This window comes from Sphingobium sp. WTD-1, assembly GCF_030128825.1.
Lineage (GTDB): Bacteria > Pseudomonadota > Alphaproteobacteria > Sphingomonadales > Sphingomonadaceae > Sphingobium.
Genome location: NZ_CP119128.1, coordinates 258,676 through 272,458 on the forward strand (window position 1 = coordinate 258,676; position 13,783 = coordinate 272,458).

General features: G+C 64.9%; 11 protein-coding genes. 6 read left to right on the top strand and 5 right to left on the bottom strand.

The features are described from left to right. The first annotated feature begins 13 nt into the window (after positions 1-13). From N6H05_RS26425 to zwf, 6 genes are all read left to right on the top strand, one after another. Positions 14-1,030, top strand: coding sequence for an IS110 family RNA-guided transposase (locus N6H05_RS26425; protein ID WP_075153406.1), 1,017 nt, complete (start codon positions 14-16; stop codon positions 1,028-1,030). A gap of 630 nt (positions 1,031-1,660) precedes the next feature. Continuing rightward, positions 1,661-2,593 carry a YfdX family protein gene (locus tag N6H05_RS26430; protein ID WP_053058604.1) on the top strand — a complete coding sequence of 311 codons (933 nt, stop codon included), beginning with the start codon at positions 1,661-1,663 and terminating at the stop codon, positions 2,591-2,593. A gap of 93 nt (positions 2,594-2,686) precedes the next feature. After that, positions 2,687-4,759 carry a transketolase gene (tkt, locus tag N6H05_RS26435; RefSeq protein WP_075153407.1) on the top strand — a complete coding sequence of 691 codons (2,073 nt, stop codon included), beginning with the start codon at positions 2,687-2,689 and terminating at the stop codon, positions 4,757-4,759. Between the two features lie 2 nt (positions 4,760-4,761). Continuing rightward, on the top strand, positions 4,762-7,566 hold the full coding sequence (locus N6H05_RS26440) for a bifunctional transaldolase/phosoglucose isomerase (RefSeq protein ID WP_284114340.1): 2,805 nt from the start codon (positions 4,762-4,764) through the stop codon (positions 7,564-7,566). 16 nt (positions 7,567-7,582) lie between these two features. Next, positions 7,583-8,569: a phosphogluconate dehydrogenase (NAD(+)-dependent, decarboxylating) gene (gene gnd, locus N6H05_RS26445; protein ID WP_037486173.1), complete on the top strand. Its 987-nt coding sequence runs from the start codon at positions 7,583-7,585 to the stop codon at positions 8,567-8,569. Positions 8,570-8,580: 11 nt separating this feature from the next. Continuing rightward, positions 8,581-10,026, top strand: a complete 1,446-nt coding sequence (zwf, locus tag N6H05_RS26450) for a glucose-6-phosphate dehydrogenase (protein ID WP_206431056.1) — start codon at positions 8,581-8,583, stop codon at positions 10,024-10,026. Positions 10,027-10,184: 158 nt separating this feature from the next. Here the strand turns inward: zwf and gpmA are convergent, their stop codons facing one another. The 5 genes from gpmA to N6H05_RS26475 all read right to left on the bottom strand — a co-directional run bounded on the left by gpmA (position 10,185) and on the right by N6H05_RS26475 (position 13,758). Then, complete coding sequence (gene gpmA / locus N6H05_RS26455) at positions 10,185-10,871, bottom strand: 2,3-diphosphoglycerate-dependent phosphoglycerate mutase (protein ID WP_284114342.1); 687 nt, start codon at positions 10,869-10,871, stop codon at positions 10,185-10,187. A 70-nt stretch (positions 10,872-10,941) separates the two neighbouring features. After that, on the bottom strand, positions 10,942-12,063 hold the full coding sequence (locus tag N6H05_RS26460) for a zinc-binding metallopeptidase family protein (protein WP_284114343.1): 1,122 nt from the start codon (positions 12,061-12,063) through the stop codon (positions 10,942-10,944). A 39-nt stretch (positions 12,064-12,102) separates the two neighbouring features. Continuing rightward, complete coding sequence (locus tag N6H05_RS26465) at positions 12,103-12,636, bottom strand: NADH dehydrogenase ubiquinone Fe-S protein 4 (RefSeq protein ID WP_284114344.1); 534 nt, start codon at positions 12,634-12,636, stop codon at positions 12,103-12,105. 49 nt (positions 12,637-12,685) lie between these two features. Next, on the bottom strand, positions 12,686-13,192 hold the full coding sequence (locus N6H05_RS26470) for an Hsp20/alpha crystallin family protein (protein WP_284114345.1): 507 nt from the start codon (positions 13,190-13,192) through the stop codon (positions 12,686-12,688). A gap of 92 nt (positions 13,193-13,284) precedes the next feature. Next, on the bottom strand, positions 13,285-13,758 hold the full coding sequence (locus N6H05_RS26475) for an Hsp20 family protein (RefSeq protein ID WP_284114346.1): 474 nt from the start codon (positions 13,756-13,758) through the stop codon (positions 13,285-13,287). Positions 13,759-13,783: the final 25 nt, after the last annotated feature.

A 13,783-nucleotide genomic window follows, 5' to 3' on the forward strand; every position in this document is an offset into this window, starting at 1 on the left:
TAGGAGTCGTTCCATGGAGCAGGAGGTTGTCACCGCCGGATTGGATCTGGCGAAGAATGTGTTTCAGGTTCACGCTATCGGCGCCGATGGCGCAGTGCTGATCCGGCGCAAGCTGCGCAGGACCGAAGTCATCCGCTTCTTCGCTGAGTTGCCGCGTTGCCTGGTCGGCATGGAAGCGTGTGCCTCGGCGCATCACTGGGCGCGTGAGTTGATGGCGATCGGCCATGAGGTGCGCCTCATGCCGCCAGCCTATGTTAAGCCGTATGTGAAGCGCGGGAAAACCGATGCAGCGGATGCTGAAGCGATTTGCGAAGCGGTCACCCGGCCGACGATGCGTTTTGTCGCAGTGAAGTCGGTCGAGCAGCAAGCGGTGCTGATGCTCCACAAAAGTCGCGACCTGATGGTCCGGCAGCGCACCATGCTGATCAACGCGCTTCGCGGCCACTTAGCTGAGTACGGGATCGTGACGGGTCTGGGCGCCGCCGGCGTAGTGGCTTCCCTGAAGGCGCTGCACGAAGAGCAGGACAGGTTTCCCGCACACGCACGTTCGGCCCTTCATGGCATTGCCGCTCAGTTGAGGGCACTAGCGAGCGAGATCGAGCGGCTTGAGGCGCAAATCCTCGATTGGCACCGTAACGACGAGACGAGCCGCAGGCTGGCTACGATCCCGGGGATCGGCCCGATTACAGCGTCGGCTATCGCGGCTGCGGTGCCGGACGCATCTCTGTTCCGATCAGGCCGTCAGTTCGCCGCCTGGCTTGGGCTCACACCTCGTGCGAACAGCTCGGGCGGCAAAGAGCGGCTCGGGGGAATAACCAAGCAGGGCGATGGCTATCTTCGCCGGCTTCTGGTCGTCGGTTCGACTGCTGTTATGCGAATGACGCGTAAGAGTCCGGCTCGCCAACCCTGGATGGCGGGCCTGCTTGAGCGCAAGCCAACCAAGATCGCGACAGTGGCGCTCGCCAACAAAACAGCACGGATTGCTTGGGCCGTGATGACGCGGAAGGAGGTGTACGCTCCCGCCGCATAAGGAGATCTCCGTCACACGATAATCGCGTGATGTGATGGGATGCGTTGGAGCAGCTCAGTAGTGATGACGAACCGGTCAGACGGGGGTTGGTGAAACCCAGGGGGTCACAGCGCTTCGAGCGCGATGACGTGATTAGGGAGCCAGCCTGCGGACTTCATCAGGGCCAGCAGCCATGCGGTGCTGCGCGAACAGGCCGAACACATGGATGCACCCGACCGAGGTCATCAATGCCGAAAAGCTCTTGCGCCGCGGAGGTCGTCCACACATGGACTCCATCCCTCTGACGGGTGCGATCGCGCCCTACGCCGTGCGGCAAATCGGCCAGGTCGCCGGCTGAACCCTGGAGCTCCGCAGCACCGAAAACAAGGCGCGCGCCGGCTTCCTGACGACGGCGAGATTGCCGAAATCAGGCTGAGATATGTCAGCGCAGCTAGCAGACGGCGTCTCCATAGCAATGCTCGCGCGATGCTTTGCAAACAAGAGCAGGTGCCGAGTGACGACGATAGGCCGCAACAACTTGCCAGTTCGAAGGGGCAGCGAAGCACTGCCGTCCCGTCCGAAAGCACTTCGCCGTACTCGGCAGCACGCGTTGTGAAATGCGAACTTTAACTCACAAACGGAGGATGGACGATGCGGAAACACCTAATCATCTCGACAGCCCTCGGCGCCCTCGCCATTTCGGCGTGGTCGAGCGCCGCAGCGGCCCAGGCTTCTGCACCCAGTCAGCAAGCGCAGCCGCAGACTTCGACTCAAGCGGCTCCGCCGGGCGGAGCCCAAGCGCAGTCGAGTCCCACCAACCCACCCGAGGCGCAGCGGGACAAGCTCGTCGACGAGGCGGTCGCCGCGGTGCGCGAGACGCAGAACGCTTTGACCGCAATCGACCAGAACAAGAACGACGACGCGATCGCGGCGCTGGAGCGCGCGACCGGCAAGCTCGAGATCGTCCTCGCCCGCACGCCGACGCTTGCGCTCGCTCCGGTCGACGTGAGCGTCGTGACGCACGACGTGATCGGAACCCCGGCCGACGTCGAGAAAATCCGCGGAGAGGTGGGCGCCGCGATCGCGCAGGGTCGCCTGCAGCTGGCGCGCAAGCTCATCTCCGACCTGGGTTCCGAAACGGTCGTGAACATCAGCAAGCTCCCGCTCGGCACCTACCCCGCCGCACTCAAGCAGGCGGCCGCGTTGCTGCACCAGGGCAAGCCGCAGGAGGCCAAGGCGGTCCTTCAGACCGCACTGGGCACGATCGTGATCGACCAGATCGTGATCCCGCTCCCTCTCGTTCGCGCGCAGCTCGCGCTCGAGGACGCGCGCAGCCTGCTCGAGAAAAGGAAGCGGACCGACGCGGAAAGCGCCCGCATGCGCCAGCTGTTGGGAACGGCCCGCACGCAGCTCCAGCTCGGCAAAGCGCTGGGCTATGCCACTGACAGCGAGATGACCGACCTGATCGCCTCGGTCGACGATCTCGAGCGTAAGACCGCCGGCTCGCAATCCGCGAAGGGGTTGCTCGATCCCTTTGGTCCCAAGTTCGACGAGGCCAGGCGGTCGAGCCAGCGCCCGCGCTAGGCAGCACTCGGCGTTCGATCGTCTCCCGCGCGGGGGCTGGTCAACACAAGCACAAGGGGCGTTCAATCTGGCGAACGCCCCACGGGAGGTAACATGTTGCGCCAGCCCGCCACCGCACGCGGCGCGTTCGAGGCCCTCGATCGTCTAGCCATCAACACGATCCGTACGCTCGCCATGGATGCCGTCGAGAAGGCGCAGTCCGGCCATCCCGGCACCCCGATGGCGCTTGCGCCGGTGGGCTACACGCTGTGGTCGCAGTTCCTCCGGATCGATCCCGACGTGCCGGACTGGCCCAATCGAGACCGTTTTGTGCTCTCGGTCGGGCACGCCTCCATGCTTCTCTACGCGCTTATCCACCTCGCCGGCATCAAGGAGGTCGATGCGGAAGGCAGGGCCACTGGCCTGCCTGCGGTTAGCCTCGACGACATCAAGAACTTTCGCCAGATGGGCTCCAGGACGCCGGGCCACCCCGAGTATCGGGTGACGACCGGCGTCGAGACCACGACGGGCCCGCTCGGTCAGGGCTGCGGCAATTCCGTCGGTATGGCGGTCGCCGAACGCTGGCTCGCCCAGCACTTCAATCGCGATGGCTTCACCCTCTTTGACCATGACGTCTACGTGCTGTGCGGCGACGGCGACATGATGGAGGGCGTGTCGGGCGAGGCGGCAAGTCTCGCCGGACATCTCAAGCTTTCCAACCTCTGCTGGATTTACGATTCAAACCGTATCAGCATCGAGGGCCATACCGACCTCGCCTTCACCGAGGATGTGGGCAAGCGCTTCGAGTCCTATGGTTGGAACGTGCTCCACGTCGACGACGCCAACGATACTGAGGCGTTCGCGCGGGCAATCGAAAGCTTCAAGGCGACCGACGACCGACCCACCTTCGTCGTCGTCCACTCTATCATCGGCTGGGGCAGCCCCAAGGCGGACAGCGAGAAGGCTCACGGCGAACCGCTTGGTGCCGACGCGATCGTCGCCACCAAGAAGGCGTATGGCTGGCCGGAGGACAAGACCTTCTACGTGCCCGACGGCGTCGCCAAGCACTTCAACGAGGCGATCGCCTCGCGCGGGCGCCGGCTGCGCGAGGAGTGGGAGGCGACCTTCGCCGGCTATCGTGAGACCTATCCCGGCATGGCGGCCGAGCTGGACGCGATGCGCAAGGGCGCGCTGCCGCCGGGCTGGGAGTCGGGCCTGCCGAGTTTCGACCCGGATCCCAAGGGCGTCGCCTCGCGCGATTCCGCCGGCAAAGTGCTGAATGCGCTTGCCGGCAACGTCCCCTGGCTGGTGGGCGGATCGGCCGACCTGTCGCCATCCACCAAGACCGACCTAAAGAATTTCGGCTCGTTCCAGGCGGACAACCCTGGCGGGCGCACGATGCACTTCGGCGTGCGCGAGCATGCGATGGGCGCGATCGCCAACGGAATGGCGCTGTCCTACCTCAAGCCCTTCACCGCCACCTTCCTCGTCTTCGCCGACTATATGCGCGCGCCGGTCCGGCTTGCGGCGATCATGGAGCTGCCGGTCACCTTTGTCTTTACGCACGATTCGATCGGGGTCGGCGAGGACGGCCCGACCCACCAGCCGATCGAGCATCTGGCAACACTGCGCGCGATGCCCGGGCTCGACACCATCCGCCCGGGAGATGCGAACGAGGCGGCCGAGGCGTGGAAACTTGCCGTCCGCCAGACCCGTCGGCCGAGCGCGCTGATCCTCTCGCGCCAAGCGCTGCCGACGCTCGACCGGAGCCGCTATGCGGCCGCCGCCGGGGTCGCGAGGGGCGCGTACATCCTTGCCAGCGCCGATGATCCGGAGCTCATCCTGATCGGCACCGGGAGCGAGCTGAGCCTTGTGGTCGGCGCCTATGAGAAGCTGGCAGCGGAGGGCGTACGGGCACGCGTCGTGTCGATGCCGAGCTGGTCCCGCTTCGAGGAGCAGGACGACGCCTACAAGCAGTTGGTCCTAACCCCCGGCATAGAGGCGCGCCTGGCGGTGGAGCAGGGCGGCGCAATCGGGTGGGACCGCTATGTCGGCGCTCGCGGCCGAACGATCACGATGTCGACGTTCGGGGCGTCTGCCCCGCTTGCCAAACTCCAGGAGAAGTTCGGCTTCACCGTCGACCATGTGGTCGAGGCAGCGCGCTCAATGATCTTGCAGGAGGCGTGACGATGGCGAGCCGGGTCAGGAAGCTGCACGATTTTGGCCAGGCCCCCTGGCTGGACTTTGTCGACCGCCGCTTCCTCAAGGAAGGTGGGCTGCAAAGGCTCGTCGAGGAAGACGGCGTCACCGGCGTAACCTCCAATCCGTCCATCTTCGAGAAGGCGATCGCGCATGGCGATGCCTACGACGCGCAACTCCTGGCTCTTCTCCAGAGCCGACCCGGCACGAGCATCACCCAAGCCTATGAGGCGCTCGCGGTTCAGGACATCCAAGACGCGGCCGACACGCTGCAGCCGGTCTATGAGCGGCTGAACCGGACGGACGGCTACGTCAGTCTCGAGGTCTCCCCCTATCTCGCTGAGAGCACCGAGGAGACGGTCGCGGAAGCACAGCGGCTGTGGCGACAGATCGACCGTCCCAACCTGATGATCAAAGTGCCCGGTACCCAGGCGGGTGTCCCTGCCATCCGCCAGCTGATCGAAGATGGCATTAACATCAACGTGACGCTGCTGTTCGGCCAGCAGAGCTATGCCGCGGTTGCGATGGCCTTCGTGGAGGGGTTGGAAGCACGGCTCGCCCAAGGCCAGCCGATCGACCGTATCGCAAGCGTGGCGAGCTTCTTCGTCAGTCGGATCGATGCCGCGATCGACAGGAAAATTGCCGAACGCCTGAAAAGCGCTGACGCGGAGGCCGAGGCGCTTACGGGACTGCGCGGACAGGTCGCCATCGCCAACGCCAAGCTCGCCTATCAATGGTATCTCGGCTTGGTAGCTTCGGAACGCTGGCAGGCGCTCGTGGAGCGCAGGGCGATGCCGCAGAGGCTCCTCTGGGCCTCCACCGGCACCAAGGATCCGAGCTACCCCGACACCCTTTACGTAGACAACCTGATCGGGCCTGAAACCGTCAACACGTTGCCGCCCAAGACGATGGACGCCTTCCGTGATCATGGCACGCTCGCGCCGTCCCTGACCGCCGAAGTGGAAAGCGCGCGTCGGATTCTCCGCGAGGTAGACCGTCTCGGGCTCGACTTGCCAGCGGTCGCGGACGAGCTCGTGCGAGACGGCGTGAAGCAGTTCGCCGACGCAGCCGATGCGCTCCTTGGTGCCGTTGCTGCCAAGCGCTCCGCCATTGTCGGAGACGGGCTGAACAGCATGCACGAGGCACTGCCGCGGGAGCTCGACGAGGCGGTAGAGGCGCGGCTCGAGCGAATGCGTCAGGAAAGCTGGTCCAGACGGCTATGGGCAGGCGATGCCACGCTATGGACCGGCGGCGAGGAAGCCAAGTGGCTCGGGTGGCTTGCCGCAGGTAAGGGCGAGCAGATCGACCCCGAGGCATTGAAAGCTCTCGGCGCTCAGGCAGCCCAGTATCGGTCCGCGGTGCTCCTCGGCATGGGCGGGTCGAGCCTCGGCCCGGAGGTCTTGGCCGAGATCGTGGGGCCGCGGAGCGGCAGCCCGATGATCCATGTGCTCGATACCACCGATCCGAAGCAAATCGCCGCAGTGGCGGCGGCGATCGACCCCGAGCACACGCTGTTCATCGTTGCCTCCAAGTCGGGCTCGACGATGGAGCCGGAACTGCTGCGCGCCTATTTCTGGAATCTGGCGGGCCAGGACGGCAGTCGCTTCATCGCCATCACCGACCCGGGATCGCGCCTGGCAAAGATCGCGCACGATCATGGCTACGCGGGCGTCTTCCTGGGCGATCCAACGATTGGCGGCCGCTATTCGGTTCTTAGCGTCTTCGGGATGGTGCCCGCGGCCGTGATGGGTATGGACGTGGCCGAGTTCTTCACCAGGGTTGCGCCGATGGTGCAGAGCTGCGCGCCCGACGCGCCGCCCGCCTTCAATCCTGGCGTGCGGCTCGGTGCGATCCTGGGGGAAGCGGCGAACCGCGGGCGCGACAAGGTGACGGTGCTGACCTCGCCCGCGCTTCGGGCATTCGGAGCGTGGCTCGAACAGCTGTTGGCCGAGTCCACCGGCAAGCAGGGCAGGGGCATCGTTCCCGTCGACCTGGAACCGCCGGTACCGCCGGCGCACTATGGATCGGACCGCCTCTTCGTACTGCTGTCGCTCACGGGCGACGATCACGCCAGGCTCGACGCCCATGCCGATGCGCTCGTTACCGCCGGCCAGCCGGTCGTGCGGATAGCGCTCTCGTCAAAGGAGATGATCGGGCAGGAGTTCTTTCGCTGGGAGATCGCTACCGCGGTAGCCGGCGCGGTGATCGGGATCGACCCTTTCGACCAGCCCGACGTCGAGGATGCCAAGATCAGGACGCGGGTGCTGATCGACGCCTACGAAGCCACCGGCAGCCTGGCGCCCGAGACACCATTTTTCGAGGATGGCAGGGTGGCCTTCTTCGGGCCCGCCGACCGAGGCCATTCCGGCGACAACGCGGTCCAGATCCTGCGCACCCATTTAGCGCGTCCCGGCCCCGGCGATTATGTAGGGTTCCTTCTTTACGTCGAACGCAACCCGGCGAACGAGGCTCTCGTCGCACGCATGCGCGAACGGGTCGTGAAGGCGCGACACGTCGCCACCGTCGCGGGCTTCGGGCCGCGTTTCCTCCACTCGACTGGTCAGGCGTACAAGGGAGGGCCGCGCTCGGGAGCGTTTCTCGAGATCACCCGCACGCCCGATCCCGACGTCCCGATCCCAGGACGTAAAGCCAGCTTCGGCACGGTCCAGCTCGCCCAAGCGCGAGGCGATCTCGACGTGCTCGCCAGCCGGGGCCAGCGCGTCCTGCGGGTCCACCTCCAAAGCGCCAGTCTGAGCGACCTTGAAGAATTGCTCGACGAAGCACTCCGGAATTGAGCGGGAGCCTGGAAATATGCGGATCGGAATGATCGGCCTCGGCCGGATGGGAGGCAACATCGCCCGTCGGCTTCAACGCTCCGGACATCAGCCAGTGGTCTTCGACCGCAATCCTGAGGCGGTGGCGGAACTCGAGCTTGAAGGATTCGAGCCGGCTGACTCGCTTGAGGAAATCAAGAAGAAGCTGGGCACGGAGGCAGTCTTCTGGGTCATGCTGCCCGCGGGCGAGCCGACCGAGAAGACGATCCAGATCCTCCGCACGATCGCCGAACCTGGCGACGTCGTCATCGATGGCGGCAACAGCTTCTACAAGGACGATATTCGCCGGGCGAAGCTGCTGGCCGACAAGGGCATCCACTATATTGATGTCGGTACCTCGGGAGGCGTGTGGGGCCTCGAGCGCGGCTATTGCATGATGATCGGCGGACCGAAGGAGGCCGTCGACCATCTCGATCCGATCTTCGACGCGCTCGCGCCGGGCATCGGCACCATTCCGCGGACGCCGAACCGGATGGAGCATGAGGGAGAGGATGCGCGCGCGGAGAAGGGCTATATCCACGCCGGGCCCGCCGGCGCGGGTCACTTCGTCAAGATGGTGCACAACGGCATCGAATACGGCCTGATGCAGGCATATGCCGAAGGCTTCGACATTCTGAAGTCGAAGCAGTCCAGCAAGCTTCCCGAGGATGAGCGCTACGTTCTCAATCTCACCGACATCGCCGAGGTGTGGCGGCGCGGCTCTGTCATATCCTCTTGGCTTCTGGACCTCACTGCGGCGGCGCTCGCCAAGGATCAGATGCTCTCGCAGTTCTCCGGGCGGGTTGCGGATTCGGGCGAGGGGCGCTGGACCGTCGAGGCGGCCATGGAAGAGGCGGTTCCCGCTGTGGTCCTTACCGCTGCGCTGTTTGCCCGGTATCGGAGCCGGGTCGAGCACACCTTCGCCGACCAGGTGCTTTCCGCGATGCGCTTCGGGTTCGGCGGGCATGTCGAGATCCCGCAGTGAATGGAGTGACCGTGCCGGGGCGCCCGGCGACGATCGTCATCTTCGGCGCGACAGGAGACCTCACCCGCAGGCTGCTGGTTCCGGCGCTGGCCAACCTCTGCTTCGACGGACTCTTGAGCGAAGAGCTCAACGTCATCGGCATAGCCCTTCGGGATGGCGATGATGAAAGTCTGCGCGTGAGCCTCGATGAGTTCGCGCCGCAGACACAGTGCTGGCAACGATTGCGCCAGCGGACCAGCTACCTCCCCGGCGACTTCACGCTTGGGACTGTCTACGAAAGGCTCAAGCAGCGGCTGGGCGAGGACGACGCGGCATTTTATCTGGCCACGCCGCCGCAGTTCTTCGGGGTCATCGTGGACAGGCTCGCCGACGCCGGCCTCACGGAGGAACATGACGGCGGCTTTCGGCGGGTGGTGATCGAGAAGCCCTTCGGTCACGACCTCGAATCCGCACGGGCTCTCAACCAGCGGATCCTGTCGCGAGTGAACGAGAGCCAAGTTTACCGGATCGATCACTTCCTGGGGAAGGAAACCGTCCAGAACATCCTGGTCGCGCGGTTCGGCAACGCCTGGCTGGAGGCGGTATGGAACCACCGCTACGTGGACCACATCCAGATTTCAGCCGCCGAAGCGATCGGCATCGGCACCCGCGGGGCGTTCTACGACACAACCGGTGCGCTCCGGGACATGGTTCCCAACCACCTGATGCAGCTTTTGTCGATGATCGCAATGGAGCCGCCAAACAGCTTCGACGCCGAGGTCATCCGCGACGAAAAGGCAAAGCTGCTTCGGGCCGTCCGTCGCATTACCCCGGATGAGGCGCGAAGCGACGCGGTGCGGGGCATGTACGCAGCCGGCCAGGTCAACGGCCAGATGATCCCCGCCTATCGCGAGACGCCGCACGTGGACCCGAACACCGCCACCGAAACTTATGTGGCGCTCAAGCTCATGGTCGACACCTGGCGCTGGACCGGCGTGCCCTTCTATCTGCGCACGGGGAAGGCGCTCGCCGCACGGGACACCGAGATCGTGGTCACCTTCAAGCCCGTGCCATATGCGACGTTTCGGGAGACCCCGGTCGCTCATCTCCCGGCCAATCAGCTCGTATTCCAGATCCAGCCGCACGAAGGGATCGACCTTGGTTTCCTGGTCAAACGGCCGGGTCCGCAAGTGGAGGCGGTCCCCGTAGCGCTCGATTTTGCTTATGCAGAGAAGTTCGCCGTCGCGCACCGGACAGGGTACGAAACCCTCCTGTATGACATGATGATGGGCGATCAGACGCTCTTCCAGCGTGCCGACCAGATCGAGGCGGGATGGGCCGTTGTGCAGCCGATCCTGGACGCCTGGGCTCGGGGCGAGGGGGTGCTGGAGGAATATACGCCAGGCACTTCCGGACCTCGCGCCGCCGACGCACTGATCGCCCGCGATGGCCGGCAATGGCACGCATTGGGTCGATAAATGGAGCGAACGAACTCCGGTCAGAAAGGGAGGCGGGACAAGGCCGGCACCTTTTTCCGCGAAGGGTTCGGATCGCCCCAAGCTGCGCTGACTTGGATCGGCTACCGCGCTGGGCTCCACGCGACAGGCGGGCTCCGAGTGGCATTTCAGTAGTCGCCCTACCGCTCGTACAGATAATAGCGGTCTGTTGCCGTAAGATCGTGCGCGAGCTCATACACGATCGGCTCACCCGTCGGGATCTCGATCGTGGGGATCTCATCGTCCGGGATGCCAGACAGATGCTTCACCAGCGCGCGCAGCGAATTGCCGTGCGCCGAGATCACGACTCTTCTGCCGGCCTTGAGCTCCGGCGCGATCCTTGCCTCCCAATAGGGCAGCACGCGCCCGATCGTGTCCTTCAGGCTCTCGGCGCTCGGAATTGCGATGCCGGCGTAGCGGCGATCGCCGGTGACATCATAGGGTCCCCCTGGGTGCTGTGGCGGCGGCGGGATGTCAAACGATCGGCGCCAGATCTTCACTTGCTCCGCTCCGTGCCTGGCTGCAGTCGCTGCCTTGTCGAGGCCAGTGAGCCCGCCATAATGGCGCTCGTTCAGACGCCAGTCCTTTTCGACGGGCAACCACAACCGCCCCATCACCTCGAGCGCAAGGTTGAGCGTCTTGATCGCACGCGTCTGGATGCTCGTGAAGCAGAAGTCGAAGTCCAGCCCCTTCGCCGCCATCAGCCCGCCGGCCGCTTTCGCCTCAATCTCGCCCTGCCGCGTCAGATCCACGTCCCACCAGCCCGTGAAGCGGTTCTCGAGGTTCCAGACCGACTGGCCGTGGCGGATCAGCACGAGCGTGGGCAAGGGGTTCTCCAAAAGGCATTACGAGCTGAATGGACGTCTCTCCGCTCCGCGATCCGGCGTCCCGCAGGTTTCACACGCCATGCCCGAGGCTTGCGATCATTGCGGCCAGCTCAGACCCCTCCGGGATTTCCTCACGGCCCGCGGCCCGCGCGATCAGGCGGCTAACGAAATCGAGCTTGAGCATGACGCCGGGACTGAGACGAAAGGGATAGAGATCCGGTTGCCCCATTGCCCGGTTTACCGCGTTGAGAGCGAAGGAGATCGGTATCCAGCGCTCAACGAGCGTCGCCGTTGCAACACGATACGCATCGATGTCCGGGTGCGGTGCGCGATTGCCTTCCAGCCCCACACCGAAGTCCGCCATCGCTCCGAGCGTGTCGACGATGTGCAGGTAATGAGCGAACGTCTCGGCGAAATCTTCCCAGGGATGCGCAGTTGCATACGCGCTGACATGGTCATCAGCCCAGCCGAGTGCCGGACGGCCGGCATAGCAGCGCTGGACCGCTGCAGCATAATCGATGCGCTCGTCACCGAACAGTGCGCGAAAGGGATCGTGCATGTCGGTCACAGCGACGAGCCGGTACCAATAGTAGTGGCCGATCTCGTGTCGGAAATGGCCTAGAAGAGTGCGGTAGGGCTCGCCCATTTGATGGCGTATGCGCTCCCGCGCCGCGTCGTCCGCCTCGATCACGTTCAGCGTGATGACACCCCCGGCATGGCCGGTGAGAAGCTGTGGGACATAGCCGTTCTCGGCGGCGGCATCGTACAAGAAATCGAAGGCGAGCCCGTCTCCGCGCTCGGCCTTGGTCTCGAGGGGCAGGCCGAGCTTGATCGCACCGCGAATCATGCGCCGCTTGGCCTCCTCGATCCGCCGCCAGCGTTGAAGGACGCCGCGCACCGCGAGATCGGGGATCATGCGATTGTGCCGGCAGGCGCGGCACATTGCTCGGGTCGGACCGAGCGCTTCAGCGCCCGTCTCATCTGCCAGCCAGTTGCACGCGCCGTAATGAACATTGGCGCAAGGCTTTACCGCGGCGGCTGATCCCTCTGCATCGAGCCACTCGCGCGCCCTGGGGTCGAGATGACGAAAGGCGTCTATGCGCCAGTCATAGCCAACGGCGTGTGCGCAGCTCGGGCAGGCGCTTTCCTCCAAGTGAAGCTGGTGGCGGCAGTTGGGGCAGGGGAATGCCAAGCGTTGGGTTCCTGTTACCTGCGCGACGGCAAGCCTTGTTCAGGTGTCCGCATGGGCAGCCTCGATCGGCTCCGACGTCGTGTTGCCGCAGCACACGGGATGAGGACCCGCAGGCATGCAGCAGGTAGGCGTGCCGACCGGGATGAAAGCCATCTCGTCCCGTGGCCGAGGTCCCGACCCTCGCGTTGCGCCCCGGCTCTCGTAGGAGAGGCCGTACCGCCGGCAATAAGCCTCGGCGGCTTCACGCGAAGGGAAGCCGAGCTCCAGATGGGCGAGGGGGTCGCTTCCTCCCGTCCAGCCGGTGAGCGGATCGACGAACGGGCGCGACCGCGGGCGGAAACGCAGCCGCCATCGACCCTCACGGGCGCGGCCGCCGGACCGACCGGCGAGCGGATCGGGTTCGATGATGGCGAATGCGTCCGTCGGCAGGGCGCTTGCGTAGCGTCGCCACGCCGTATCAAACGGCGAAGACACCTCGGTCGCGACGTTATCGTTGGCAAACTCCGCAAGGCGCGGAGCCAGCACGCGCGGCGTCGCAATGTACGGTGGAAGAGAATCAGCTCGTGTTGCCATTTGCGCCTCCGAAACGGGCAGCCGCCGACGGCGGCTGCCCGACGTCTCATCAGCCTGCGTTGATCGGAATGCTGCGCCGGCTCTCGATCGCCTCCGCGGACTTGGGCAGGACGATCGTCAGCACGCCCTTGTTGAACGTCGCGCTTGCCCGGTCCTGCTCGACCCCACGCGGCAGCCCGATATGACGCTCGAAGCGACCATAGCTCCGCTCCGAATACCCGCGCTCCTTGTCCTCGGTTTCGGAGCGCTTCTCGCCGCGGATCGACAAGACATTGTCGTCGACGCTGATGTCGACGTCCTTCTCATCCATCCCGGGCAACTCGGCGGTGACGCGGATCTCCTTGTCGGTCTCCGAAAGCTCGATCGTCGGCCACTCGAGGCTGCGCCCCCAGCCGCTCGTAGCCGGTACGCCGAAGCCCCGGAAGACGTCGTCGAACAGGCGGTTCACGTCGCGGTGCAGGGACACAAGCGGGTGCTGCTGGTCGGACCCGTCGTCGGTCCGTTCTGGAGCGCGGCTCTCCTGCCGGCCCCAGGGAATGAGATCACGAATTGCCATGATGATTATCCTCCTTTCCTGGCAGGCGTTGGACATGTCCGTCGGCCGCGCCGCCGAAGCGGCGCGCCGACGGAGCCACATCTATCGCGCGATCAGGCCGCTGCGCTGTTCTCGCCTTTGGGCGCTTCGAGCCGATCGCTGTCGCCGGTCCCGCCGGCGATCTCGATCTTGCGCGGCTTCATGGCCTCGGGGACGACGCGCTTCAGCGCGATCGACAAAAGGCCATTCTCGAACCGGGCGTCGCCGGCCTCGATGAAATCAGCCAACTGGAAGCGCCGCTCGAACGAGCGGGCAGCGATGCCGCGGTGCAGATACTCGCCCTTCCCGTCATCCTCGGCGCGCTTGCCGGTGACGCTGAGCAGATTCTGCTGCGCGACGATCTCGATGTCCTCGGGACGGAAGCCGGCTACTGCAAGCGTGATGCGATAGCTGTCTTCGCCGTCCTTCACGATGTCGAAGGGCGGATAGCCATCATCGTCGCGGGCACCTGCCTCGAGCAGGTTAAAGAGACGGTCAAAACCGACCGTCGATCGCCGATACGGCGAAAAGTCGAAGTTGGTTCTCATTGCCAAATCCTCCTGTGAGCAATCT